General features: G+C 38.3%; 29 protein-coding genes and 1 tRNA gene. 27 read left to right on the top strand and 3 right to left on the bottom strand.

The window, feature by feature from the left end; all coding sequences use genetic code 11:
• The first annotated feature begins 94 nt into the window (after positions 1 to 94).
• Both JNUCC21_RS16360 and JNUCC21_RS16355 read left to right on the top strand, forming a co-directional pair.
• The gene (locus tag JNUCC21_RS16360; protein ID WP_072589497.1) at positions 95 to 2,101 is read left to right on the top strand and encodes a methyl-accepting chemotaxis protein; all 2,007 of its coding nucleotides are present in this window, start codon (positions 95 to 97) and stop codon (positions 2,099 to 2,101) included.
• Positions 2,102 to 2,166: 65 nt separating this feature from the next.
• Positions 2,167 to 2,691 carry a type 1 glutamine amidotransferase domain-containing protein gene (locus JNUCC21_RS16355; RefSeq protein WP_003152143.1) on the top strand — a complete coding sequence of 175 codons (525 nt, stop codon included), beginning with the start codon at positions 2,167 to 2,169 and terminating at the stop codon, positions 2,689 to 2,691.
• A 31-nt stretch (positions 2,692 to 2,722) separates the two neighbouring features.
• Here the strand turns inward: JNUCC21_RS16355 and JNUCC21_RS16350 are convergent, their stop codons facing one another.
• On the bottom strand, positions 2,723 to 3,709 hold the full coding sequence (locus JNUCC21_RS16350; protein WP_040238957.1) for a Gfo/Idh/MocA family protein: 987 nt from the start codon (positions 3,707 to 3,709) through the stop codon (positions 2,723 to 2,725).
• 179 nt (positions 3,710 to 3,888) lie between these two features.
• Between JNUCC21_RS16350 and JNUCC21_RS16345 the strand changes: the two genes are divergently transcribed.
• The 3 genes from JNUCC21_RS16345 to JNUCC21_RS16335 all read left to right on the top strand — a co-directional run bounded on the left by JNUCC21_RS16345 (position 3,889) and on the right by JNUCC21_RS16335 (position 6,171).
• A complete protein-coding gene (locus tag JNUCC21_RS16345) occupies positions 3,889 to 5,049 on the top strand; it encodes an AI-2E family transporter (RefSeq protein ID WP_259424441.1) in 1,161 nt (386 codons plus the stop codon).
• Between the two features lie 91 nt (positions 5,050 to 5,140).
• Positions 5,141 to 5,971, top strand: a complete 831-nt coding sequence (locus JNUCC21_RS16340) for an undecaprenyl-diphosphate phosphatase (protein ID WP_007613337.1) — start codon at positions 5,141 to 5,143, stop codon at positions 5,969 to 5,971.
• A gap of 127 nt (positions 5,972 to 6,098) precedes the next feature.
• Positions 6,099 to 6,171 (top strand) — tRNA-Ala (locus tag JNUCC21_RS16335).
• 174 nt (positions 6,172 to 6,345) lie between these two features.
• Here the strand turns inward: JNUCC21_RS16335 and xerC are convergent.
• Complete coding sequence (xerC, locus tag JNUCC21_RS16330) at positions 6,346 to 7,497, bottom strand: tyrosine recombinase XerC (protein ID WP_013353342.1); 1,152 nt, start codon at positions 7,495 to 7,497, stop codon at positions 6,346 to 6,348.
• Entirely contained in the window at positions 7,497 to 8,030 is a 534-nt protein-coding gene (locus tag JNUCC21_RS16325) for a helix-turn-helix transcriptional regulator (protein WP_013353341.1), read from the bottom strand. Before JNUCC21_RS16325 ends, xerC begins: the two co-directional genes overlap by 1 nt.
• 186 nt (positions 8,031 to 8,216) lie before the next feature.
• Here JNUCC21_RS16325 and JNUCC21_RS16320 point away from each other — a divergent pair, with 186 nt between their 5' ends.
• From JNUCC21_RS16320 to JNUCC21_RS16215, 22 genes are all read left to right on the top strand, one after another.
• Positions 8,217 to 8,396, top strand: a complete 180-nt coding sequence (locus JNUCC21_RS16320) for a helix-turn-helix domain-containing protein (protein ID WP_014470886.1) — start codon at positions 8,217 to 8,219, stop codon at positions 8,394 to 8,396.
• A gap of 193 nt (positions 8,397 to 8,589) precedes the next feature.
• Positions 8,590 to 9,552, top strand: coding sequence for an AimR family lysis-lysogeny pheromone receptor (locus JNUCC21_RS16315; RefSeq protein WP_369878332.1), 963 nt, complete (start codon positions 8,590 to 8,592; stop codon positions 9,550 to 9,552).
• 46 nt (positions 9,553 to 9,598) lie between these two features.
• Positions 9,599 to 9,733, top strand: a complete 135-nt coding sequence (locus tag JNUCC21_RS16310; protein ID WP_139068158.1) for a lysogeny pheromone AimP family peptide — start codon at positions 9,599 to 9,601, stop codon at positions 9,731 to 9,733.
• Between the two features lie 92 nt (positions 9,734 to 9,825).
• Positions 9,826 to 9,990: a hypothetical protein gene (locus JNUCC21_RS16305; RefSeq protein WP_369878331.1), complete on the top strand. Its 165-nt coding sequence runs from the start codon at positions 9,826 to 9,828 to the stop codon at positions 9,988 to 9,990.
• Between the two features lie 257 nt (positions 9,991 to 10,247).
• Positions 10,248 to 10,883 carry a hypothetical protein gene (locus tag JNUCC21_RS16300; RefSeq protein WP_106503091.1) on the top strand — a complete coding sequence of 212 codons (636 nt, stop codon included), beginning with the start codon at positions 10,248 to 10,250 and terminating at the stop codon, positions 10,881 to 10,883.
• A gap of 212 nt (positions 10,884 to 11,095) precedes the next feature.
• Positions 11,096 to 13,774: a hypothetical protein gene (locus JNUCC21_RS16295; RefSeq protein ID WP_369878330.1), complete on the top strand. Its 2,679-nt coding sequence runs from the start codon at positions 11,096 to 11,098 to the stop codon at positions 13,772 to 13,774.
• Between the two features lie 444 nt (positions 13,775 to 14,218).
• Positions 14,219 to 14,968 carry a Bro-N domain-containing protein gene (locus JNUCC21_RS16290; protein WP_013353339.1) on the top strand — a complete coding sequence of 250 codons (750 nt, stop codon included), beginning with the start codon at positions 14,219 to 14,221 and terminating at the stop codon, positions 14,966 to 14,968.
• A gap of 14 nt (positions 14,969 to 14,982) precedes the next feature.
• Entirely contained in the window at positions 14,983 to 15,174 is a 192-nt protein-coding gene (locus JNUCC21_RS16285; protein ID WP_311379306.1) for a hypothetical protein, read from the top strand.
• Positions 15,175 to 15,596: 422 nt separating this feature from the next.
• Positions 15,597 to 15,878 carry a hypothetical protein gene (locus JNUCC21_RS16280; protein ID WP_065521126.1) on the top strand — a complete coding sequence of 94 codons (282 nt, stop codon included), beginning with the start codon at positions 15,597 to 15,599 and terminating at the stop codon, positions 15,876 to 15,878.
• A 386-nt stretch (positions 15,879 to 16,264) separates the two neighbouring features.
• A complete protein-coding gene (locus tag JNUCC21_RS16275) occupies positions 16,265 to 16,537 on the top strand; it encodes a hypothetical protein (RefSeq protein WP_369878329.1) in 273 nt (90 codons plus the stop codon).
• On the top strand, positions 16,537 to 16,728 hold the full coding sequence (locus JNUCC21_RS16270; protein ID WP_369878328.1) for a hypothetical protein: 192 nt from the start codon (positions 16,537 to 16,539) through the stop codon (positions 16,726 to 16,728). Before JNUCC21_RS16275 ends, JNUCC21_RS16270 begins: the two co-directional genes overlap by 1 nt.
• On the top strand, positions 16,722 to 17,261 hold the full coding sequence (locus JNUCC21_RS16265; RefSeq protein ID WP_369878327.1) for a hypothetical protein: 540 nt from the start codon (positions 16,722 to 16,724) through the stop codon (positions 17,259 to 17,261). The genes JNUCC21_RS16270 and JNUCC21_RS16265 overlap by 7 nt, the downstream gene beginning before the upstream one ends.
• 241 nt (positions 17,262 to 17,502) lie before the next feature.
• Complete coding sequence (locus tag JNUCC21_RS16260; RefSeq protein WP_369878326.1) at positions 17,503 to 17,988, top strand: phage terminase small subunit P27 family; 486 nt, start codon at positions 17,503 to 17,505, stop codon at positions 17,986 to 17,988.
• Complete coding sequence (locus JNUCC21_RS16255) at positions 17,985 to 19,691, top strand: terminase large subunit (RefSeq protein ID WP_065521133.1); 1,707 nt, start codon at positions 17,985 to 17,987, stop codon at positions 19,689 to 19,691. Before JNUCC21_RS16260 ends, JNUCC21_RS16255 begins: the two co-directional genes overlap by 4 nt.
• A gap of 11 nt (positions 19,692 to 19,702) precedes the next feature.
• Positions 19,703 to 19,906: a hypothetical protein gene (locus JNUCC21_RS16250; RefSeq protein WP_065521134.1), complete on the top strand. Its 204-nt coding sequence runs from the start codon at positions 19,703 to 19,705 to the stop codon at positions 19,904 to 19,906.
• Between the two features lie 4 nt (positions 19,907 to 19,910).
• Positions 19,911 to 21,155 carry a phage portal protein gene (locus tag JNUCC21_RS16245; protein ID WP_369878325.1) on the top strand — a complete coding sequence of 415 codons (1,245 nt, stop codon included), beginning with the start codon at positions 19,911 to 19,913 and terminating at the stop codon, positions 21,153 to 21,155.
• Positions 21,148 to 21,744, top strand: a complete 597-nt coding sequence (locus tag JNUCC21_RS16240; RefSeq protein ID WP_369878324.1) for an HK97 family phage prohead protease — start codon at positions 21,148 to 21,150, stop codon at positions 21,742 to 21,744. The genes JNUCC21_RS16245 and JNUCC21_RS16240 overlap by 8 nt, the downstream gene beginning before the upstream one ends.
• A gap of 35 nt (positions 21,745 to 21,779) precedes the next feature.
• Positions 21,780 to 22,967 (top strand): phage major capsid protein, encoded by a 1,188-nt coding sequence (locus JNUCC21_RS16235; RefSeq protein WP_369878323.1) that lies wholly within the window; start codon positions 21,780 to 21,782, stop codon positions 22,965 to 22,967.
• 60 nt (positions 22,968 to 23,027) lie between these two features.
• Positions 23,028 to 23,324 carry a head-tail connector protein gene (locus tag JNUCC21_RS16230; protein WP_047477070.1) on the top strand — a complete coding sequence of 99 codons (297 nt, stop codon included), beginning with the start codon at positions 23,028 to 23,030 and terminating at the stop codon, positions 23,322 to 23,324.
• Entirely contained in the window at positions 23,311 to 23,634 is a 324-nt protein-coding gene (locus tag JNUCC21_RS16225) for a phage head closure protein (protein WP_147801376.1), read from the top strand. Before JNUCC21_RS16230 ends, JNUCC21_RS16225 begins: the two co-directional genes overlap by 14 nt.
• Positions 23,634 to 24,017: an HK97-gp10 family putative phage morphogenesis protein gene (locus JNUCC21_RS16220; RefSeq protein WP_014470873.1), complete on the top strand. Its 384-nt coding sequence runs from the start codon at positions 23,634 to 23,636 to the stop codon at positions 24,015 to 24,017. The genes JNUCC21_RS16225 and JNUCC21_RS16220 overlap by 1 nt, the downstream gene beginning before the upstream one ends.
• Positions 24,014 to 24,397 carry a DUF3168 domain-containing protein gene (locus JNUCC21_RS16215; RefSeq protein WP_013353328.1) on the top strand — a complete coding sequence of 128 codons (384 nt, stop codon included), beginning with the start codon at positions 24,014 to 24,016 and terminating at the stop codon, positions 24,395 to 24,397. The genes JNUCC21_RS16220 and JNUCC21_RS16215 overlap by 4 nt, the downstream gene beginning before the upstream one ends.
• The last annotated feature ends 2 nt before the right edge of the window (positions 24,398 to 24,399 follow it).

Below are 24,399 nucleotides of genomic sequence, written 5' to 3'. Positions count from 1 at the left end.
GTGCTGTTTGGGTGTTTTTTTTAGTTTTTTTAATAAATCTTTTGTCCTATCTGACGATATTAGATTTAGCTTTTCAAAGAAGGAGACTGAAAAAATGAAACAACTGATACATTGGATCAAACAGCCATCCATCAGCAAACCGCTGATCGCGGCATTTTTAGCCGTATTGGTGCTTCCGGTCGGCATACTCGCCTACTTCAGCTACCAAACGGCGGGGAGTACATTAGAAAGCGAACTGACCCACAGCGCCCAGGGAAATGTCAGTGAACTGAACAGCGTGCTGGAAAACATGCTCGAAGGCAAGCTGAAAGCGATTGACTACTACAGCGAATCAATCACAAAGGAAAAACTGGAGACGAAAAATAAATCGGTACTGCTTGACAAAATGAAGCAGTATGTCACCGTAAATGACGATGTCGCGTCAATTTACGCCGCGTCTCGCGACAAAGCGTTCGTGAAATATCCGTCCGTTGACATGCCGTCCGATTATAATCCGCTCACGCGCGAGTGGTATACAAAAGCGGTTGAAAAAAGCGGACAGCCGGTGTTTACCGAGCCTTATAAAGACGCTGCAACCGGACAGACGGTCGTTACGATTGCCCAGCAGACAAAAGACGGATCAGGCGTTGTGGCGCTTGATATTAATCTGGGCGACCTGCTGAATGCCTCCCAACGCGTCCAGATCGGTCATAAAGGTTTTGCCTTCATTACAACGGGAGATAAAAAATACATCGCCCATCCGACTATAAAAGCGGGAACGGAAGGCTCCGGAGAGTGGGCGGAAGAAGTATTTTCCAAATCAAGCGGATCGTTTGAATACATGTTTGAAGGACAGCAGAAGAAAATGGCCTTCACGACAAACAAACTGACGGGCTGGAAAATCGCCGGCACATTTTTTGTCAGTGAGATCCATGACGCAGCCTCGCCTGTCATGAAAATGGCGCTGATCATCCTGGCGGTTTCTCTTATCGTCGGCGGTATTTTAATCGTTTTTATCATTCGCTCGATTGCAAAACCGCTCAAAAAACTTGTTTCGACATCAGCTAAAATCAGTGATGGCGATTTAACGGAAGTCATTGACATCAAGTCAAAAAATGAATTCGGGCAGCTCAGCCAAAGCTTCAATGAGATGTCGGCATCACTCCGGTCTGTCATCGGCGTCATCCAGTCATCCGTCGAACATGTCGCTTCTTCATCCGAAGAGCTGACGGCATCCGCCGGACAGACAAGCAAGGCGACAGAGCATATTACACTGGCGATTGAACAATTCTCAAACGGAAACGAATCACAAAGCGAGAAATTGGAAGAAAGTGCTGATCACCTTTCCAAAATGAATGCGGGCATTGCCGAGACGGCGAATGTATCGGCGGAAATCACTGAATCCGCCATCCAAACCTCTGAAACGGCCGGAAGTGGAGAAGAATTAGTGGCGAAAACGGTCGGCCAGATGAAAACAATTGATCGTTCCGTACAGCAGGCGGAAGCGGTTGTAAAAGGGCTGGAAACGAAGTCGCACGACATTAAGAGCATTCTCAACGTCATTAACGGCATTGCCGATCAAACAAATCTGCTTGCCTTAAACGCTGCCATTGAAGCGGCCAGAGCAGGCGAATACGGGCGGGGCTTCTCCGTCGTTGCGGAAGAAGTGAGAAAGCTTGCCGTACAATCAGCCGGCTCCGCGAAGGAAATCGAAACGCTGATTCAGGAAATCGTCAAAGAAATCGCCACATCGCTTTCCGTATTCCAAGCGGTGAATCAAGATGTGAAGGAAGGCCTCGATATTACGGATCAGACGGCCGAAAGCTTCAAAAAAATCTCAGAAATGACGACTCAGATTTCAGGCGCCTTGCAGCATATGAACGGAACGCTTGAGAAGCTTGCAGCCGGGTCGCAAAATGTGACAAACGCGGTGGAGGACATTACCTCAGTCGCCAAAGAAGGGTCCGCCGGCATTCAAGACATCGCCGCCTCAGCTGAAGAGCAGCTGGCCTCCATGGAAGAAATCAGTTCATCCGCCGAAACGCTTGCGCATATGGCTGAAGAACTGCAGCAGGTCACACGGAAATTTACGATTCAGTCTGAAGACGAAGAACAGCTGTAGCGAACTGTTTCTTTTCCTCATTTAAAAAAAGCGATACACTAGTATAAAAGAAGGGAGTGGCAGTGATGAGATTAGAAGGCAAAAAAGTCATAGCGCTTGTCAGTGACGATTTTGAAGACTTAGAGCTTTGGTATCCCGTCTACCGGCTGAGAGAGGAAGGCGCGATCGTTCATTTAATAGGAGAAGAAGCGGGCCGTTCATACAAAGGAAAATACGGCGTGCCCGCGACGGCGGATTACGATTTTAAGAGCCTGATTATTCAGGAGTATGATGCCGTGCTCGTGCCCGGCGGCTGGGCACCTGACAAACTGCGAAGATATCCCGAAGTTTTGGACATCATTCGTACGATGAACGAGCAGAAAAAGCCGATCGGCCAGATCTGCCATGCGGGCTGGGTGCTCATATCTGCCGGAATTCTCGCAGGAAAAAAAGTAACGAGCACGCCCGGCATCAAAGACGACATGACAAATGCAGGGGCACAGTGGCTGGATGAAGCTGTCGTAACTGACGGACACATTGTATCAAGCCGCCGCCCGCCCGACCTTCCGCAGTATGCAAAAGCGTTTGCTGACCTGTTAGCGTCCAAATAAAAAACATCCGCCCAAATCCGGGCGGATGTTTTTAGTTTTGATCGGCGGGAAAGACAATTCCGATTTGTTTTCTCGCTTCTTCCATAATGCTTGCCGTAATGAAAGAACGTTCAAATGTATTTTCGGAAGACTCCCGCTGTCCGTTTCGAAGAAGATTGATGAATTCAGCCGTTTCGTAGTACATCGACGGTTTCAGATCAGGGACTGAAATGTCTTCCGTCCGGCCGTCACGATAGCGGATTTCCGCCCGTTCCGGTCCGTGAATGCTGTCCAGAACGATCGTGCCGTCTTCACCCTGAATTTCCGCCGGGGCAAACGAATTTGAGATTTTCGAATGCATCAGCACCGCTTCAAATCCGTCGTATGACAGAATGACCGTGCCTTCGCCGTCAACGCCGGATGAGAGTTTATGACCGGTCGCAATGACGTTTTTCGGTTTGCCGAACAGGACGACGGCCGGATAAATGCAGTACACGCCGATGTCCATTAACGAACCGTTCGATAATTCAGGCTTAAACGCGTTTAGCACCGTACCGTTTTTATATGCATCATATCGTGATGAATATTGGCAGTAGCTTGCCGTGAATCTCCTGACGGGTCCGATTTTATGTAAGTGGTTTTGAAGCATGCTGAAGTTCGGCAGGAACGTTGTTTTCATGGCTTCCATCAAGAGAACGCCGTTCGTTTTGGCTGCGTGAATCATTTCATCCGTTTCCCTTGCGTTAGACGCAAACGGTTTTTCGCACAGTACATGCTTGCCGTGTTCCATAAAAAGGACCGCCTGCTCTTTGTGAAATGCATTCGGACTGGCGAGATACACCGCGTCATAGGCTTTGCTTTCCGCCATTTCTTTCAGGCTGGTAAAATAATGAGCAGCGCCGTGTTTGCCGGCGAATTCCGCCGCGCGTTCCTCAGTTCTGGAATAAACCGCCGTTAATTGAAAATCATCAATAGCAGAAGCCGCCTCCAGAAATCGTTCTGTAATCCAATTCGTTCCGACTGTTGCAAATCGAATCATTGCTATCGCTCCTTCTATGTATTGGCTTACATTATAGCTTTTTTTCTGAGAAACATAAATGGAAAAAAGGCTGCCAGCTAAAGGGATAGGAAAAATTCCCATAGAGACCGGTTATTATTTTTCATTACAGGAACGATAGTGTACAATTTAAGTAAAATACATATGATGGAGGAACAATAGTGGAAACATTGCAAACATGGGGCGGCAGATTTAAACAGTTTTTCTTAGACAATAAATTTGTCTTGTTTTTGCTTGTATTGCTGCTCATCGGTCTCAATATCCTTGTCTTTATGAAGACATCATTTATTTTCACACCTATTATCGTCCTGCTCAAAACGATTGCGCTCCCCGTCATTTTGACAGGAATTGTTTATTATCTGCTTAATCCGATCGTAGATATATTGGAAAAAATAAGAGTGAAAAGAGTCTATTCCATCCTGCTCCTTTACCTCATTATTATAGGGCTGATTTCGATTACGGTCGTTTCAATTATTCCGTTTTTAAAGGAACAGATCATGAGCCTGATCGACAATCTGCCGAAATATGTGGATATCGTTGAAGATCAGACGAAAAGCCTGATCGGAAGCGATTTTGTAAATCAGGCGCAAAAGACGATGAATATCAACATTTCCGATCTTGCTAATAAAGTATCGGCGCAGGCGGCGACAATTGCAAACAGCACATTTACCGGAGTCGGGAATTTTATCGGCGCGCTGACGGAAGTGATTATTTCAATTGTGACCGTGCCGTTTATTCTGTTCTATTTGCTGAAAGACGGCAAAAAACTGCCGATTTATATCTTAAAGTTTGTGCCCACCCGTCTGAAAGAACAAACGTATACGATGCTTAGTGAAATGAACCACAGATTAAGTTCCTATATCAGAGGACAGGTCATCGTCAGCTTCTGCATCGGGTTTTTATTATTTATCGGCTATCTGATTATCGGACTTGATTATGCGTCACTGCTTGCGGTCATTGCCGCTTGTACGAGCGTTGTTCCGTATTTAGGGCCGACCATTGCTATCACGCCGGCGATTATTATCGCGTTGGTCACTTCGCCCCTTATGCTGCTGAAGCTTGCGATTGTATGGACCGTTGTCCAGCTCGTGGAAGGGAAATTAATTTCGCCGCAGATCATGGGGAAAAATCTTCACATTCACCCGATTACCATCATCTTTGTTCTTTTAACCGCCGGAAAGCTGTTCGGGGTTGTCGGCATTATTTTAGCCATCCCGGGGTATGCGGTCATCAAAGTGGTCACGACCCATCTGTTTGATTGGTTCAAAATGCGTTCGCATTTATATGAAGAAGAAAAAAATGATGCTGGATCGAAGTCATAAAATCGGAACGGACATGATATTTATTATAAGACAGGCTTTCCTTCAGAGGAGAGCTTCTCTTTTGTAAATGATGAATGAAGGGAAGAATGGGATGACACTATGGGAGATGTTCACAGCAGCCGTTTTGGGAATCGTGGAAGGGCTGACGGAGTACGCGCCGGTTTCTTCCACGGGACATATGATCATAGCGGATGACATCTGGCTGAAATCCGGAAGCCTGATGAATCCGGAAGCCGCCAATTCCTTCAAAGTGGTGATTCAGCTCGGTTCGATTCTGGCGGTGGCCATTGTGTTTAAGGATCGGATATTACATTTACTCGGCCTCAAAAAAAACGTCACGCGCGATCAGCAGAAGGGATACAGGCTGACCATCGCGCAAATCGCCGTCGGTCTTGTTCCGGCGGCGGTGCTCGGCTTTTTATTTGAGGATTTCATTGACCGCTATTTATTCTCCGTCAGAACGGTCGCTTACGGATTAATTGCCGGAGCCGTGCTTATGCTTATAGCGGACTGGATCAATAAAAGGAAAGAAACGATCGATACGGTGGACAGAATCACCTACAAACAGGCTTTCTGTGTCGGATTATTCCAGTGTCTCGCCTTATGGCCCGGATTTTCCCGCTCAGGCTCAACGATTGCCGGAGGTGTCATTGTCGGCTTGAATCACCGGGCAGCCGCAGACTTCACATTTATTATGGCTATTCCGATTATGGCGGGCGCAAGCCTTCTGAAGCTGGTGAAATACTGGAGCAGTCTTTCTTATGACATGATTCCGTTTTTTCTTGTCGGCTTTATCTGCGCCTTTGTCGTCGCCCTCTTAGTCGTCAAATTTTTTCTTCGGCTCATTAACCGAATTAAGCTTGTCCCGTTCGCCATTTACCGTGTCATCCTCGGCATCATTTTAATCATGCTCGTGCGATAAACGAAGAGGCCCCCGGAGGGTCTTCTTTTTATGTTCGAAAAGCGTCTCAGGAAAATATGAGCAAACTGAATTTTCTGCTTGAAATTCAAAGAAGACTCGTCTATAATAAAACATGACGTTACAGCACGGGGCCATAGCTCAGCTGGGAGAGCGCTACGCTGGCAGCGTAGAGGTCAGGGGTTCGAGCCCCCTTGGCTCCATACTAATAAAGCTTGATCTAAAGCCATTCTTGAGACTTTCAAGAGTGGTTTTTTATTTGCTCTAATCTCTATTGGCAACAAAACGGCAACATTTGTGTTTGAGTTTTAAAAGTGGCAACAGGGTGTCTCATTTTAAGAAAAGAAAACAAAAAAAATAACCCCCATCATAGGAGGTCACAGTTTTATTGATCGCTGCAGGTTGTCTATAAGTTTCTTCTTAGTTTTAGACATAATGTGTACATAGGTGTCATAAGTAAAGCTCGATTTTGCATGTCCAAGTCTTTCGGATATCTCTTTAATATCGTGTCCAAAATAAAGCATTAAGGAGGCGTGTACGTGTCTTAGATCATGAAAGGTTATCTTTGGTACTCCAGCCTTCTTCATCAGCTTAGCTTGCTTCCTAAGAACGTTTCGTGCGTTTATTGGATTACCAAGCTCTGTGCATATTACTAAGTCTTGATCTTGGTAATCGTCCCCGAACTTTTCTTTTTCGCTCTCAATGATCTTTTTTTGTTGTCTGAATTGATCTGCCAATGATTCACTGAATTCAATTGTTCGTCTACTTTTCTTAGTCTTGGTATCATCGAGAATTTCTTTGCCATCATGGGACAATGTTTGTTCAACATAAAGAAGGTTGTCTTCTAGGTCGACATCTTTCCAGGTAAGCCCCAGTATTTCTCCCTGACGCATTCCACAGATAATAGCAATAGCATAAGCCAAGTGATATCTGTTTTGTTCATCCTCTTTAGATGTTTCTAGGAATTGATTAGCTTGTTCTAAATCCCAAACATCAATTCTCTTTCGTTTGGGTTCTTTAGGGAGTATTGCTTTTTTGGCTACATTGGTTTTGATCAGCTTATTATCTACTCCATAATCAAGCGCTGCACTGACAATTTCATGACTTCTTTTTATGGTTTTGTAGGCATAGCCAATTTTCCCTTTACCTCTATCTTTTGTATAGAGAGCATGAATAAAATTATTGATGTGCTCTGTTTTAAGATTGGCCAGTAAAATGTCTCCTATATAGGGATAGATGTAATTCTTTAAGCTGTTTTTATAAAGTGTTACAGTCTGAGATCCAATATTGATTGATTTAACTTCTAACCATCTCTCTAAATAGTCATTGACAGTTATTTTAGGGGTTTGAATATACATCCCTTTGTTAATAGCAGATTCGACTTCGGCAATGAATTCTTTAGCATCTTTCTTCTTATCGAATCCTCTTTTCTTTTTTTGATGGCGTTCACCGTTCTCATCATATACATCATAAGCCACAAAATATTTTTGTTTCCCTTTACTTGTTTTGTAAGGGTGTATTGATGCCATTAATCGTCCTCCTTAATATCTTTGTATTGCTCAAGAAATTTTAAGCTCTTTTCTCTCAAGTTTTCCAAAATCTTTTTTCTGATTTCTTTTTTATTGTCGTCTATGAACTCCATTAAAGTGTTAACGACGACGTCGGTTTCATAGAGATAAGATCTTTCAAGAGAATCCAGTTCCTTATCTGAACGAGATTCAGCATTAACAAAAGTTCTGAGTTGAATGGCAACTGAAGTAGATTTAGTTACATCCCACATATCTCTGCTCGCAACTAAAATTCTCTCATTTTCTTCGTCATCTACATTCGATGGCTCAATATTTAAAAATTCAGCGATGTCGGGAGGCAAATCAATACCGCACATCTCAATTATTGATTTCACTGTTTGTAAACTGTTTTTTCTTTGTCCAAACTTTCCGTTTTCAATGTTGGATACAGTCCCTTGACTAACTCCTACAAATAGAGCAAAGTCTGCTGAGGACATTTTCTCTTTTAATCTGTAGTTTCTAATTAATTTTCCAATCCGTTCATTCTCGGTCATTTTTATACCCTCCAAGATCATTAACAATACAATTAATAATAGCACAATTAGATAAGATTAAAAACAAATACAAAACTGATTAAATAATTAATGATTTATTATTGACTAATTAAATGAATGAAAGTATACTTTAATTAATCCCAAACGACAGGGGAGGATAAATAAGTAACAGAAAGGGGGAACCAGATGTACGAGGACATCATGAATAAACCGGCACTTGACGTTGAAGACGTGCAGAACTGGCTGGGTATTGGACGTGATCAGGCATACGCACTTTGTAAAAGTGGAAAGTTCCACACAGTAAAGATCGGTAGACGTATTAAAATCCCAACGAACGGATTTATGCGTTGGTTCAACGGTCAGTAAGTCTAATAGATTCATATTACATAACAGCAACACCGCAATACATAACTTGTTCCATAAAACTGGAGGATGAACTATAATGAGATCATATGTTCTATATGAACTAAAAGAGATCCTATATTCAGATTCGGGTTAGTGGTGACATCGCCACTGTCTGTTGCTCTGAATTAGTGACACACCACAGGGGGTTATTCGGATGATAGCAAAAGAGAGAGAAGCTAAGAAATCAAAAGTAGATGCAAAGGTACGTCTTGAAATGTCAGATATTAATGAACAGTATGAACTAACTGACGCATTAATTGATCAATTAATTAATAGTACCTGTTCGATTGAACGTGAATGGGCAGCAATGTATCAGATCAAACGTAAGCAAGACAGAGGCGAAATAAACGCACATCAGGCGCTTAAAGCAATTGGAAAGCTTGATCCCAAGTCTCAAGAAATGCGTGTATTCACTTACATAATCCCGTTGTATTACTACCTTAGAATGGCTGAATACTCAAATCTTGCAGAAATGTCGATGATTGTAGATCTTGATTTTATTGAAAACAATGAACAGATTAAAAGTTCGTTTTATTACCGTCTGATGGCTTTGTTGGGCGCTTCAGCATTCAGTCAGAATAAAATGACTCAAGCTCGTTTTTATTGCTCATACGGCATTAATGTAACGAATATTGATAGGCTTGTCGCTTATAGCTATCTAACTTTGGGAAATACTTATTTGCTTGATGATTATGAAAAAGCAAAGGAATATTACCTGGCCGGTTTAAAACATACTGAGAATAACCCCTTGGCAAAATTACAGCTAACTAGAAGCCTTTGTTTCTTGGAAAACCATTGGAATCAAGAGAACTTTTGGTTAAACCCTGATTCAAATGAAGTAACAGATATCCAAGAAATTGCACATTATCACATCAAGAAAAACAACTTGCAACAGGCTAAAGAAATATTGGAGAACTTAGAGCAGCAACCGAATATTCATAATGACTTTGGTATTCATTTTTATCTAAAAGGACTAGCTTATGAAGATAAGAGATTCTTTTATGAGTCTATAAAACACTTTAAGCTGTCCGGCGATCTATACAGTGTACGATTACCTTTAGATAAATTAAGGGAAATGGGTGAGGACGAGCAGATTTTGGATTTACTTGCCCTTTAAATCGCGCGACGTCGCGCGATATCACTTGAAAGGAGGTGAACATAATATGAAAAAAGTATTTATCGGTCTTACTATCGTAGCTTCATTGTCTATTGGTTTCGTTGCAGGTCAACAAACTACAATTCACAGCGCATCAGGGGAAGAAACATTCCATGTAGCAGGTTTTGGACGTGGTGCGTAAGCATTACATATCCATTTGAAGGGGTGAGCGATTCGTTCACTCCTTCTCATTACATATTTTTAGGATAAAAATAAAATAAGTGGAGGATGATGATGGGGAACAATAAAAATACAACTATTATAAAAGATGAAGTGGCCGAGTATTTTTCACAGAAAATATTTAAGCGAAAAGGTGGAAAAACATTGATGGAATTATCTTATTTTATGAAGGAGTTAGATAAAAGAGAAATGACAAAGTTGAATGAGCGTCGTGATTGAAATATGAGAGTTTGGATAAAACTTTAATTTTATACAGATCAAAGGGAGAAGGAATATGAAAAAACAAAAGTATTTTTTCTGTTACACAAAGGAATTGCATCAAGAATTAAAAGCAGCCGGGGCACCTTTCATTTGCTTTGCTTATTCTTCTGAATACAAGCCCTTTTGGCTTTACGAGAAAAGTAGACTAGTTGATTCAATTTTAAACAAGTAATACCCACTGTAATCAAATTTTTTGTAATCAAGGAGAATGCTTATTGAACAAGTTGTTTGTAAAAGTACCTTCCAGTATCATACGCAACGAGAATTTTTACATATCCAATCAAGAATTTAATTTGTACGCAAATCTTTGTTTTAAACACTTTAGGAACGGCGGCCAAGATGAAATAGTATTAGATCACAAGAAGCTGATGAATGAGCTTAAAATCAATGATACGAGGACATTAAAGAAGCGATTTAATGCATTACATAAGTACGGGTTAATTGACAACAAAATTGAGAAGCTCCCCACCAAAGGGTATCTATCAATATTCTTTAATTCAAAAGCAAAGAATGAGGGTAGATTCTGCAAAATGAATCCATCCATCTTTACATACTTCAAAAATGATCAAATAGATGAAAATGGGGTTCGATTGGCATTCTATTATAAGAGCCACATTAACCCAAAGGACAAAAGAGGGATTGATTATTGCTATGTTGGTTTTGATGTATTAAAAAGTCGGTTGAAAATGGGAAACACGACAATCATTGAAGCTAATAAGGCATTGAGGAAAGCAAAGCTATTGAAAATCGTAAAACATAAGCTTGAGGATACAGGAAATTACGATGAAAATGATGCTCTGATCTTTGATAAATGGAACAATCATTACCATATTTTAAGCCCGCTATATTAGGCTTTTCACCTAACTCCTGAACATGCAGAGATAGCTTCTGAACATGCAGAGCTAAACTCCTCAGTGTGCTGCACTGTGGGGAGTGTATATAAAAGAGTATTTAAGATATTAGATACATTTTAGACACAGTATATGCAAATCGCAAAAACAAGTTTTGCAATTTCCAGTTTTGTGTTTCTTTTCATTATTCTTAATCAATTGGAGGAATTTTATTGACAAATAAGCAAACAGATAAACCGGTATACATTCAATCATTGGAAGCCAGTGATATTTATGAACACATGGAGCGAGACAGAGAGCTAACAAAAAAATATCATGGTATGATCCCTTATAGTTTGGAACTCATGAAATTAAGAAAACTAGAGGGAGAGAACAAGTTTACTGAAACTGAGGTACGTCAAAGCAAAAGGGACGATACGAATAACATCAAGTACATCAGTGATGACATAATTAATGTGAAATTTAAAATGAAGGTGCGATCAGGTGAAGAAATCGTCAAAGGTATCGAAAAGAAGTTAGCGAAATTAGATAATACTGTCTCTGATGATTATAAAATGAAATTAAACAGCTATAAAAAATTGATTGAAGATGAAAAAGATGACGACAAGTGGAAAGCAGTGAAGAATACAGATTTAAGACGACACCTTTATGTAAATGGCTTTTCAATAAGAACAGTGGATGAAAAGACAGGTGAAATACTCGAAACTAAATATGTGGTCTATAAACGCTCAAGCAGCAAAAGCCGAACCGGTCAATGTTTGTTTATCAAAGAAGAGTTATACGATGAAATGATAAACTGGTCTAGAATGCATTTGCCATTTGAACCTAATAAGGAAATTGATTATGCTGGGCTGTTGGCATATGAATCACTCGTTGGCAGCTCACTTGAATCCACTGTGAAGATTGAACCAAAGAATATGCTTATCATTTCAGATCTGGAGAGTAAGTTCAAACAAACGTGTAATGTGGTTAGAACAGGAAAGAATGGATTTTTAGACAGTTTTAAAGAAGAAGTTGATGTTAAAAACAGTTTATTTGACGGTGAATCCCTGCTTGATAAGAAATACTTCCCTGAGAAACAGTCTATGCTATTATTACGAAATCACATGTTTAAATCAGCAGCTTTCAATACCAATATCCAGGAGTTCTTAAAGGCTAAATGCCCGCCGCACATTGATTTTGATTCCTGGGAAATCCCTAATATGTTCAATGAGATGATTAAAGCCAAAGATATTGAATTTATTTTTACTCCAACCTCATTAAAGGCTTTAAAGTTTAGCGGAGTGATTGATGGAAAACAAGGAATGTGGGCTCACTGGAAGCAATTAGTTAGTAGTGAAGGTTCAATATTTGGAATCTGTAAGCATGAAAAGGAATCCAAAAGGGGGAAGGATTCAGAAGGTAACGTCCTTCAACAAACTTCTTATCAGATGTTGAATTGTTTGCCGATGTCACCTGAACACATGGACGAGTTAACAGTGTTTGAAAGGAATTACATAAGTGAACTGAAAAATAATGATGAAGTGTTTATCAAACACATATACGATGAAAAGAATGATTTGAACAGTAATCAGATGTTTTTTGACTTGTATCATCAAAATAATGACATAGTACATACCAAACTCTTTAGAGATTTTAGAAAATCAACAATAAATAAATATGTGAATCATGTTAAGAGGGGTAAAGTTAGACTTAACGGGGATTACTGTGTTTTATTGGGTAATCCATTAGAATATTTATACCACGCAATTAGAGAGAAACCTGAAGAGCAAGTTTTAATAGGATCTGAGATTCATACAACATTATTCGAATCAGGTAAAGAGTTGATAGCATTTAGAAACCCAAACACATCACCTTCCAATGTTCTTGTTGCGAAAAATAAACATGTTCCAGAGATTGAAAAGTGGTTTAATCTCACTGACAATATCGTATGTGTTAATGCAATTAATTTCGCAATACAAGATATTTTGAGTGGCTGCGATTATGATTCCGATACAATGGTCATTTTTGACAATGAAAAACTTTTAGAGTTAGGGAAGAAGTGTGAAGGGAAATATCTTGTCTGCATTAATGGCATAATTCCTAGAGAAGCACCCTACACTCTGAACAATGTTGACATGTACAAAATTGACGATATCCTTGCAGAAAGTCAAAGGAATATAGGTGAAGTAGTGAATTTAGGACAATATTGCATGTCAGTTTATTGGGATATGATTTCAAAGGGAGCAAAGGAGCAAGAATTAAAGGAGTTATTAAAAAAGATTGATGTCATGACCATCCTTTCAGGCATTTGTATTGATTTGGCCAAAAAGATATATCAGATTAACACCAGTGAAGAAATTAAAAATGTACAAAGAATTTCAGAGTTAAAACGCAATAAGCCATTGTTTTGGAAGTATCTCGGTGATCCTAAAATGAAAAAGAAGAACAAGAAGAAAAAAGAGTATGATATGCACAACTGTCCGATGGATTTCTTGTTTAAAACTATGGATAATTTAAAAAATGCTAAACATCGTGAAGACATACCCTTAGAATCTTTGTTAGAAAAAAGAAATGTTTCAAATGGGAATAGGAAGCAAGAGAAAAAGTTGATTGCTTATGTGGAGGAAAAATGTAACCAAATTAATGCTCTCTATTGTACTTCAATGGAAGAAGAGGAGAGAAATAAAGCAATAGACAGAATCATTAAATATTATAATTTTAAGGTTCAAAAGTTGACGGTTAAGCCGGATACAATGTGCGCTATTCTGATTCACATGATCAAAAATAAAAGTAAGAATGCCACCAAGTTAATGAATACCCTTCATAAGACTCAAAAAGAAGTATTCTTGGAAGCATTTAAATCCAAAAAGTCACACTTTGACAACACAAATAGCCCAAAAACTGCATAAGATCAATGTTTTTTGGACTTGATTAAAAGTTACCTAATAGAAGAGAAGGCTACAGTGCAAAGGCTAGTCAAAAATGTTGCCACACGAACACTCTTATAGTTAGTAGTGTTAGTCTTCTTTACAGTTATTTTTCAATACAATTTCTCCTCATGACAGCGTACTGGTCAATAGATCGGTACGCTAATCCTTTTTATCCTCAAGAAAACATACTTACGCCATCTTTAAATCAAATTATAAACTATAATGATCTTTTTTACAATTCTAATCTGCATTGACTCATTAATTTTTAATGGGTGAATGGAAATTGGAACTATGAGCATGTCGTGATGACACCTCTCCAATTGAATTTTAGTTGAGATGATGCGAGAGATTAAGCCCGCCTTTATAGGTTGAAGGGCTTTTTCTGCTTGTACGCCCAAATAATATTATTGGAGGAACACGAATTTGAATCATATTGAACAAATTTTTAACTTTGAGGGACAGGAAGTAAGAACAGTTAGTGTTAAAGGTGATGTATATTTTGTTGCTAAGGATGTATGCGATGCATTGGAGATTAGTAATAGCCGTCATGCACTGACACGTCTTGATGATGATGAGAGTATGTCGTTTGAAATGACACACCCACAATCGCCTTCAAAAACAATTCTCATGCAAGTTGTAAATGAGTCTGGACTATATGAATTAATCTTTTCGAGTCGTAAAAAGACAGCGAAGGATTTCAAACGATGGGTTAAGCGTGATGTGCTGCCTTCAATTAGAAAGAATAAAGTCTATATTGATCCTACAGCTACAGATCAGGAAATTGACCATGCTGTTAGATTCGCAACACCTCAGAAGAGAAGAAACCTATTAATGTCAGCAACTATTGATGGAGAAAACAGTGTATTTGCTGTGTATGGGGCTATTAAAGAATACATTAGCAAATGGACTGCTGAAGATAAGATTAAGGCTTTAAACCATGTAGAACGCACATTATTAGATAAAAAGGATACATACGGAAGCGATATTGCATTTGTACATAAGATTGAAGAATTATTACGTCATGTGGCCAAGGATTTAGACAAAATCAAAAACTGGAAGAATGGTGCTGAGAAGCGTGAGCTAGGTAAAGAAAACAAGCAGCTTCAAGACCAAGTAAGCGAACTTTTGCATATTGGAAACTTTAAAGAAGTTCATCTTACATTTAAACAGTGAGGGAGAATGAGTCTATGAATAGGTTAATTGCTGAATCACTTGCTTGTATTATTATAGCTACATTGTTCTTTATGTGTGGTTTTCTATTAGGAGGCGTAAGGCTTGGGGTGTTCTGTGCCACTCTATCATTAAGCTCATCTTTAGGTTATTGCCACGGAATGCGTGATGGTGAGAAGAATGAACGGAATAAGCAACGTATTAAATAAAGTCGATTCGCGAGCGACTATAAATATCTAAATAAGGACAGAAAACAACATGTGGGATGGGGATACGTCGGTATCCTCTTTTTTTTATTTTAGGAGGAGATTGAAAGGAGAGTGAACAGAATGAGGGCTCTAAAATCACCTTTTAAATTTATCTTAGTTTTATTGTTTTTCTTGAGTAATAAGGAGAAATACATTTCATTCCGTCAGATCGCAAATGGGAAGCACTTTTATGAATGGCAATGGACACTGCTAGACAAAATTTATCGTGTGCAAAAAGGGGAGAAGTGAGTGGTAAGAACAAAACGAACTCCAAGATATCGTACTAAAAGTGAGCCAAAGACATTATTTGAGCAAGTTGAGATGATGCTGCAAAACATTAAATGGATTAACAGTCAATATGAAAAAAAGGAGAGAAAAAGTGAATGAGCAACGGGGAATTTGTTTTAGGCAAGGTATTTCCTATTTTTGAAACACTTCATAAAGATGGAGAGATATTTCAAACATTTATTGCAGGGTATGAGATTGAATACTCAACAACGTCATTAAAGGATAATGATAAGTCAGAATTTAAAGCTGATGGACACATACCTTTTCCAGCTTCAATGCTTGGTAAAACCTATAAGGAAACAGTAAAGAATGTGACAGCAATGTTAAATGCTAATAAACAACAATACGCCTATGAAGTTTTCGGCATGGAGATTTAATGCCTCTTAAACGCTGTAATGCTTCTGGCTGCCGATCTCTGATTGATTGGTCATTGTCTTATTGTGATAAGCATAAGGGACACTCAGATAAGGAATACAATAAGAATGTCCGGTACAACAAAGATAATACAGAGTTGTATTCCTATTATCAGAGCAAGGAATGGAGATTGCTCAGGGAAGAGAAGAAACGTGAATCAAACTATAGATGTGCTATGTGTGCAGCTGAAGGTAAAAAGAATTTAAGTGAGAGATTAGTTGTTCACCATAAGCACAGAGAGTTAAGGGATATACTACATAACTATGAAGCTAGGGTTGATTTGAATAACCTAGAGGTATTATGTCAGACACATCATAACCAGATTACATTCGGAGAAGGGGAATGAGTATTGACTAAGTATAGAAAGAAACCAATTGAGGTTGAGGCGTTTCAGTTTGGATATGAGCCTATTCCAAAATGGTTTAAGGATACATGTGAATTATTTGGATATACCACGTATTCTGATGAGCAATACATTGATACTCTTTTGATACATTATCCAAAAAATAGTGTGAAGATATATAGAGGTGAGTATGTTATTAAAGGAATTGAAGGTGAAGTGTATTCATGTGAGCCTGATATCTTCAAGAAAACTTATGATGTAGTGAAAGGGAATAAGTAATGGGATATGCTACAAGGCCGACTGTTAAAGCTCCGAAGGTTCCTAAAAAAGAACCTGTGAATCCAAATGAATTTGTTAATCTTATGCAAAGAGGACTACTTACAGTAAACGAAGTTAGAGGGTATCATGGTCTTTCATCAATTGATGGTGGAGATTCAGTATTGTTTAATGGGAGGAACAATAAATGTTAGTTGAGTATCAAGGTTTAATGGTAAGTAAAGAGAAGGCTGAATTATTTAAACGGTTACGTATCAAGTTTAACTTAGATGCTAAATCGGATCTTGGATATATACCGTGGGGATGGGATGGTGTTGAATACTATGGACTATCGTTCCTTAATCCTCATAATAATGATGTGAAATTTAGAGAGTACAGCAAGCGTTATTTGGAGAGCGTTCCATTTGAAGAGATGCTGAGGGATAGAGTTAAAGATGAACATGTTCGTGAAGAGATATTGGAGAAGGTTAGCGAAGAAGAACAATCACAACCTCTATTGCAAATTAAATTAGATGATATGACATCTATTCCAGAAGTTTATTATAAAGGTGAAAAGATTACAGAAAGAGTGAAGGTTTCATTTAATTGGGAAACTGCCACATATTATGATGAGAGCAAAGCAAGTATTTTAATTAAACGTGGGGTTAAAGATAGTCTTGGACAACCAACTGTTGAAACCATTGAGACTAAAAAACAAGGAAAAATTATAACAACTTTGGTTTATTAAGTCCCCCCGACTTATAATGGGGTAGTATTGAATAAATTTGTACATCGGATGCCCCTCAACTTTACGATTTTTGTTGATATCAAAATTTGAATTTTTGCTTTTTGAGCTAAAATGAGCACAAATATTATCCGCATACAAAAGTTGTCAATCCATTATTACACTTGGATTTATCGGCAGCTTATTTTTTATGGAATCAACTCTTTAATTAACTAAAGCATTATAGATGAAAGGTGGTGGCTTAATGGCACCAAGAAAGAAATTGGAGAAAGCACTAAAAGGACAAATCACAAACGAGGAAAGAGCAGAGCGAAAAGATCAAGAAGAAAGTCTATATGAATTTGAACCGTTGCATGCAAAGCCACCACACTGGCTGTCTACAATGGGTAAGAATGAATGGACTAGACTATATCCGCATTTGAAAACATTGCCTATAAGTGAGTTAGATAGACCACTATTCACTATATTTTGTAATTACATTGCACAATTCCGAGAAGCAGCAAAAGATGTCGCACAGAATGGTCAGATTATGTTTGAGTTGAACAGTCAAGGTAACGAAGTGAAGAAAAAGAACCCATCTGTAGAAATCATGAACAGTACGTCTAAGGAAATACGTGGTATTGCTGGACAGTTAGGATTATCCCTAGATTCAAGGATGAGATTAATGGGTTATAAAGATGGTGCTGATTCTAAGAAAAAGGATGCATTTGCCGAGCTGGTGGATGAATGATTGATTATGCAACACTTTATGCTAAACAGGTTACAGATGGAGAAATAATTGCATGCAAAAAGGTTAGACAAGCATGTGAAAGACATTTAAATGATCTTCAAAGGTCTAAAAGTGATGAGTTTCCTTATGAATATATACCACAGAAGACAGAAAAGGTTATTAAATTTCTAGAAATGCTCCCTGATGTATCAACAGGTAAGCCAACAAAGCTTGCGCTATTTCAGAAATTTATTGTTGGTTCTCTGTATGGATGGCGAGATAAAGAAACTGGTTATAGAAGGTTCACTAAAGCGTACATAAGTATGGCTAGAAAAGGCGGTAAATCTATTCTTGTCGCTGGTATTGCGCTCTATGAATTGTTATTTGGTGAAGCTCCTAAGTTTGACAGACAGATTTATGCCACAGCTAACTCAAGAGAGCAAGCTGGTACAGTATTTGAAAAGATGATTAAAGCTCAATTGAATAAGATTAGAGAGCATTCACCATCTATAAGAAAAATAACTAAAGTTAAGAATAATGAAATCCTTCACACAAGCTCTAATAGTTTAATCAAAGCATTATCTAGAGATACAAAGAACCACGATTCATTAAACGTTTTAATTGGAATTCTAGATGAGTATCATACAGCTTCAAACACTCAAATGATGGAGGTCTTGGAATCTTCACAGGGACAGCAGGATCAAGGGTTGATTATTATCATATCAACAGCTGGATTTCAGTTAAATGGCCCAATGTATTCGGTAGAGTATCCGTATGTTACAGATATTCTTAGTGGGAGAAAGGAAAACGACAATTACTTTGCCATTGTTTATGAAATGGACGATGAAGAAGAAGTAAGTGACGAAAGCTTATGGATTAAGAGCAATCCATTACTTGGAGTGGACTCAATAAGTAGGAAGTTCTATAAGTATTTACGGAGAAAATTAAAAGAAGCTCAAGATAAGAATGACATCAATCCTACTTTAGTAAAGAACTTTAACATTTGGAAATCTGCATCATCTGAGAGTCTAATCAATGGGGAGGACTGGAAAAGGTGTGCTGTTGAAGAACCTCCAGATATAAGGGGGAAAGAGGTTTATGTTGGGATTGATATGTCAAGAGTTGATGACTTAACAGCTGTTAGTTGGATTTACCCTTTAAATGATAAAGAAGAAAGGTATTTCATAGACAGTCATTCATTTGTGGGAACAAAATATGGATTGGATAATAAAATTCAACGAGACAAAATTGATTATCGTAAATTAGCAGAAGAAGGTTTCTGTACGATTACTGATAAGAAGTCAGGGACAATCAACCAGAAACAGATCATTGAATATATTCAGAATCATGTTAACGAAAATGATCTAATTGTTAAGGCGATTCTATTTGATCCCCATAACATCCAACTCTTATTGAACGAGTTAGAAGACTTTACACAGATTGAGGTTGGACAAAAAGCAACTCAGCTTTCTAGACCAACAAAGAACTTTCAATACTTGGTATATGATAAGAAAATGCTTCATGCTAATAACCCATTATTAACAATCGCTGTAAACAACGCTTTAACGGTTCATATCAACGATTTAATCAGGATTGACAAGGATAAAAATAGAGAAAAGATTGACCCAATAGCTGCTGCTATTACGGCGCATTACGAAGCAATGCATCACTACACGGACAATGTGGATCAAGATTACTATGCAAATTACAACTTTGCTTTATAAAGGAGGAAGACATGAAGCTTGAAAAAGTTACCGCAACATTAATGAGTGTGCTCAAGTTTATCTTTATGAACTTACACACTCTTTTATTTTTAGCTGGGTTAGTATTCGTTAATATCACAGCCTATAAATTTTCAGAATTACTGGGTTTGTTATCAACGGGAGTCCTCTTAGTGTTGATTGCAATGATCATTAATCCTAAAGAAGAAAGGAAGTGATTAATTGGCATTCTTTAGATCAATGAATACAGGAGGGGAATCAAATGCTGTAAGTGCAAATGATCAAGCTTTTATAGATATCATTATGGGTGCAGATGGTGAAACATACACCACAATCAATGCAATCAAGAATAGCGATATTTTTACAGCAATTCATACTCTTGCTTCAGATATAGCATCCTCTCCAATTATGGTTAAGAATAACGGCATTGCTGATGAAATGAACATACTCTATAAATTATTGAATGAAAGACCGAATGAGTTTTATTCAGGGTATTTTCTGAAGTTCATTCTCGTGGCTAATGCTTTGTTGAACGGTCAATCGTATGCAGAAATCATTAGAGATTCAGACGGTAGTCCTCTTGACCTAGTTCATTTGCGTAACAGTGAGATATCTTATGATCAACCAAATGGAACGAATGAAATCATTTACACATATACCCCTGGTAATGGGAAACAACGGATCATTAAGAGAGAGAACATGTTACACATTAAGTTCTTTTCATTAAATGGGATTACAGGTATTTCACCGTTGAGCAGCCTTAAAAGGGAGATAGAAGGTCAAGAAGCTGGTAAGCGACTTTATGTTGATTTCTTTAAACGTGGAGCTAATCTGAGTGGGATTTTAAATGTTAACAAAGCCAATTTAGATGAAGCTGCAAGGAAAAACATGAAGAAGAATTTTGAAAGCACATATTCTGGTGATCAAAATCAACAAGGCATTTTAGTACTTGATGATACGATGGATTTTAAGCAGTTAGAAGTTAACACAAAGGTGCTTGAAATTGTCAATAATTATAATCATGGAACAAAACAAATTGCTAAAGCGTTTGGATTACCCCCTCATAAACTTGGAATTGAACAAACCAACACTTCAATTGAACAAGCTAACCTTGATTACTTAACCAACACCCTTTCAAATTACTTTACTGCAATCTCTGCTGAGTTGAACTATAAGCTTTTATTTTACCCTCTGTATAACCAATATACATTTGAATTTGATACAAGAAGATTTAGGGAAACAGATGCAAAAACAAAGCGAGAAAACACTATTGCCTTACTTCAGAACGGCATATTCTCCCTTAATGATGCCCTGGCTCAATACGGCGTAGCATCAGTTCCAAATGGAGATAAGCGATTCATGAGCCTGAATTACGTTGATATTGAAATCATGGACGAGATTCAAAAAGCAAAAGCAAAGAGTTTACCTATACCTTCAGCATCAGAAGGAGGTGAGGGAAGTGAGTAAAACTGAAATCAGATTATTTAATGAAGACGGTCTGGAAACCCGGTCAGAAGGGGAGAAAGCCAAGGTTATTACTGGATACGCCTTGAAGTTTAACACGAAATCAAATGTGTTAGGTGATTTTGTTGAAACAATTGAACCTGGGGCTTTAGATGCTACGGATATGAGTGACGTAAGAGCGCTTGTTGACCATGTACCTAGTCAGATCATTGGAAGAACAACATCAGGAACACTGAAATTAAACGTTGATGATGTTGGTTTGCGTTTTGAAGTTACATTACCAAGTACACAATACGCCAATGATCTTTATGAGAATATTCGTTTGGGTAATATTACGAATTGTTCTTTTGGATTTCATTTAGCTCCACAAGGTGCTGTGAGACAAAAGAATCCAACTACCGGTGTAGATTTTCAACGAATTAGAAAAATATCAAAGCTAACTGACATATCAGTGGTTACATATCCAGCCTACAATGATACAGACGTGTTTGCACGCAATCTGGATGAGGCTATTAAAGAATCAAATGTAAATGAAATTGAAAAACTGAAATTCCAACTTGAATTATTAAAACTAAGAACCCAAAGCCTTTAAAGGCTTATTTTATTTGGGAAAAGGAGCTAATACATATGTTAAAAGAAAAATTAGAAGAAACAAGATCCATGGTTGCTGCAAAGCGTGATGAAGTAAATGCGAAGATTGATGAAGCAAAAGCCAAAGCTGATGAAGGTAATCTGGATGAAGCTAAAGACATCAAAGACCAGGTTCAAGCCCTACAAAAAGAGCTCGCTGATCTTACAGCAAAGCTTGCTGATTTAGAAGAAATCGCTGGGTTAGCAAAAGAAGAGCCTGTAACAGAAGAACAAAAATCTAATGGTGGAAATGAGGAAAAACGGTCAATGAAACAATATGAAATTATTGATAACCCGATTGAAGAAATGAAACGGAGCGTAAACGATTATATCCGTTCTTATGGACTCACTCGTGATGGTTTGAAAACTGAAGGTGCTGAAGCTGTAATTCCAGTTGAAGTGTTAACAACGCCACAACGTGAACCAGAAGATGTGGTAGATCTTGCAACAATGGTAAACAAGAAAACTGTAAAAACAGCTGCTGGTACATATCCAGTCATTTCAAACGCAAAAGTTGGTCTTGCTTCAACAGCCGAGCTTGAAAAGAACCCAGAACTAGGTAAACCTGAGTTCATCAAAGTGCGATACGATGTTGAGACATATCGTGGCGAACTAGCAATTTCACAAGAGGCAATTGATGACGCTGGAGTAGATTTAACATCTCTTGTAGCAGAATTCTTACAGCAAACAAAACGGATCACTACAAATAGAGCAGTAGCTAATGTCCTAAAAACCTTCTCTAAGAAGACAGTTGCAGATACTGATGGGATTAAACAAATTCTTAATGTCGATTTAAAACAAGCTTATAAGCGAAATATTGTTATGACATCTTCTGCTTTTCAATATTTAGATACATTGAAAGACAAAAACGGTCAATATATTCTGCAACCGAATATTACTTCTCCTTCTGGAAGTGTTCTATTCAGCAACTCATTTACTGTTGTGGATGATGATTTATTGGGCGCTAAAGCTGGCGACATGGTAATGTTTATCGGTGATTTGAAAGCTGCTGTATTCTTTGCGGATCGTGTCAATGTTACAGCTAAATGGGTTGAGAACTCAATTTATGGACAAGTTCTTTCAGTAGCTACTCGTTTTGATGTGCAACAGGCTGATGCTAAGGCTGGATACTATGTAACTATCAAACCAGCGCCACCAGCAACAGAAGGCACAACAGGTGCTTAATTGTAATTGATTAGAGAGTCGTTTAAGGCTCTCTTTTCTTATTTAAAAAGGAGTGATGCAATGACACTTGAAGACTTGAAGCTCTATCTCAGGGTTAACCACAATTTCCACGACAGTCAAATAATGCTCCTTCAAGCAGCTGCAGAAAGTTATGTGAAAGACGCTGTAACCCTTTCTAAAAATCGTGAATCCTACTTTATTGATAACCCTAAATTTGATTTAGCAACTTACATGTTAATTGGTCATTGGTATGAAAATGGTAGTGCAACCGCAGAGAAACAGCTAAATGAAGTTCCATTTGGTGTTATTAATCTCATTCAACAAATGAGAGGAGCTTATGTTGATGGACTTCAGTAGGCTTGATACACCTATTTCATTTATCGAAATCAAGAATGGTAAAGACAAGAACGGTGAGAACACAGAAGTGAAAGAAACTCTTTTCTGGTGTTTTGCTGAAATTAAGGATCAGAAACTGCGGGATAAGGTTGCCACTCTTGGCACAGTCCTTGAGGACACCATTACTTTTATTGTGCGCTATGATCAGCCAATGAAAATAACAAATGACATGAAGGTTCTATATGATGAAGAACTCTATGAAATCAAAGACGTGTTACCAAACTCACGGAAAAAAGACATGAAAGACATAGTTGTTAAGAAGGTGAGTTAATGGCAGAAGACTTACAAGGATATGAAGATACACAAAAGGCTTTAGATAAGATGGCTAGGAAATCCACTAAGGCGGGGAAAATTGCTCTTGCTGAAGGGGGAAAGATTTTTGCCAAGGGGTTAGAAAAGAACACACCAAAGGCTAGAGATAGTAAACATAAAACCCATATGAAAGACAATGTTGTTTACTCAAAGCCAAAGGAAGACGGTGAGTTATTCGTAAGTGTGGGCTATGGGAAAGAAACTGCCTCACGTATACACTTTTCAAACTTCGGAACAATTAAACAACCTCCGCAGCATTTCATGGAGCGTACTGAAAATGAATATGCACAAGAAGTGTTAAATGTAATTGCTCAAATTTATTCAAGGGAGATGGGACTATGAAGCTTCCAATTCAAGAAGTTGAACAATCATTGAGTAATAATGTCGAGCTTACCTCCCTTGTGCCTGATGAGCGCATCTACATGGTCTATGTACCGGAAGAGCATCAAGTTGTCGAGAATGCACCAATGATACGAATAAATGAATTAGAAAGCTATCGTAAAGACTATGCAGATGATGAAGTACAAACGATTAGTGTAGATATCCAAATTGATTTATGGACTAAGAAAATTGAGGAAGCAAGAGTTATTCAATCAATTATTGATGACATAATGGCGGACAACGATTATCAGCAATATGCATCAGCGTTTGATCGTGATCCTGATATTGAACTATATCGCTATGCAAGACGTTATAGAGCAACGAAATACATAAATCTCTAACT

Origin of the sequence: Bacillus sp. JNUCC-21 (genome assembly GCF_041222765.1) — a bacterium.
Lineage (GTDB): Bacteria > Bacillota > Bacilli > Bacillales > Bacillaceae > Bacillus > Bacillus velezensis.
The sequence above is the reverse complement of the archived record's forward strand: the minus strand, read 5'-3'. Positions and strand labels throughout refer to the sequence as shown.

Bases quoted from the DNA above. Each gene is read 5' to 3' on its own strand.
- JNUCC21_RS16360 (WP_072589497.1), top strand. From the start codon at position 95: ATGAAACAACTGATACATTGGATCAAACAGCCATCCATCAGCAAACCG.
- JNUCC21_RS16355 (WP_003152143.1), top strand. From the start codon at position 2,167: ATGAGATTAGAAGGCAAAAAAGTCATAGCGCTTGTCAGTGACGATTTT.
- JNUCC21_RS16350 (WP_040238957.1), bottom strand. From the start codon at position 3,709: ATGATTCGATTTGCAACAGTCGGAACGAATTGGATTACAGAACGATTT.
- JNUCC21_RS16340 (WP_007613337.1), top strand. From the start codon at position 5,141: ATGACACTATGGGAGATGTTCACAGCAGCCGTTTTGGGAATCGTGGAA.
- xerC (WP_013353342.1), bottom strand. From the start codon at position 7,497: ATGGCATCAATACACCCTTACAAAACAAGTAAAGGGAAACAAAAATAT.
- JNUCC21_RS16325 (WP_013353341.1), bottom strand. From the start codon at position 8,030: ATGACCGAGAATGAACGGATTGGAAAATTAATTAGAAACTACAGATTA.
- JNUCC21_RS16320 (WP_014470886.1), top strand. From the start codon at position 8,217: ATGTACGAGGACATCATGAATAAACCGGCACTTGACGTTGAAGACGTG.
- JNUCC21_RS16315 (WP_369878332.1), top strand. From the start codon at position 8,590: ATGATAGCAAAAGAGAGAGAAGCTAAGAAATCAAAAGTAGATGCAAAG.
- JNUCC21_RS16310 (WP_139068158.1), top strand. From the start codon at position 9,599: ATGAAAAAAGTATTTATCGGTCTTACTATCGTAGCTTCATTGTCTATT.
- JNUCC21_RS16305 (WP_369878331.1), top strand. From the start codon at position 9,826: ATGGGGAACAATAAAAATACAACTATTATAAAAGATGAAGTGGCCGAG.
- JNUCC21_RS16285 (WP_311379306.1), top strand. From the start codon at position 14,983: ATGAATAGGTTAATTGCTGAATCACTTGCTTGTATTATTATAGCTACA.
- JNUCC21_RS16280 (WP_065521126.1), top strand. From the start codon at position 15,597: ATGAGCAACGGGGAATTTGTTTTAGGCAAGGTATTTCCTATTTTTGAA.
- JNUCC21_RS16270 (WP_369878328.1), top strand. From the start codon at position 16,537: ATGGGATATGCTACAAGGCCGACTGTTAAAGCTCCGAAGGTTCCTAAA.
- JNUCC21_RS16265 (WP_369878327.1), top strand. From the start codon at position 16,722: ATGTTAGTTGAGTATCAAGGTTTAATGGTAAGTAAAGAGAAGGCTGAA.
- JNUCC21_RS16260 (WP_369878326.1), top strand. From the start codon at position 17,503: ATGGCACCAAGAAAGAAATTGGAGAAAGCACTAAAAGGACAAATCACA.
- JNUCC21_RS16255 (WP_065521133.1), top strand. From the start codon at position 17,985: ATGATTGATTATGCAACACTTTATGCTAAACAGGTTACAGATGGAGAA.
- JNUCC21_RS16250 (WP_065521134.1), top strand. From the start codon at position 19,703: ATGAAGCTTGAAAAAGTTACCGCAACATTAATGAGTGTGCTCAAGTTT.
- JNUCC21_RS16235 (WP_369878323.1), top strand. From the start codon at position 21,780: ATGTTAAAAGAAAAATTAGAAGAAACAAGATCCATGGTTGCTGCAAAG.
- JNUCC21_RS16230 (WP_047477070.1), top strand. From the start codon at position 23,028: ATGACACTTGAAGACTTGAAGCTCTATCTCAGGGTTAACCACAATTTC.
- JNUCC21_RS16225 (WP_147801376.1), top strand. From the start codon at position 23,311: ATGGACTTCAGTAGGCTTGATACACCTATTTCATTTATCGAAATCAAG.
- JNUCC21_RS16220 (WP_014470873.1), top strand. From the start codon at position 23,634: ATGGCAGAAGACTTACAAGGATATGAAGATACACAAAAGGCTTTAGAT.
- JNUCC21_RS16215 (WP_013353328.1), top strand. From the start codon at position 24,014: ATGAAGCTTCCAATTCAAGAAGTTGAACAATCATTGAGTAATAATGTC.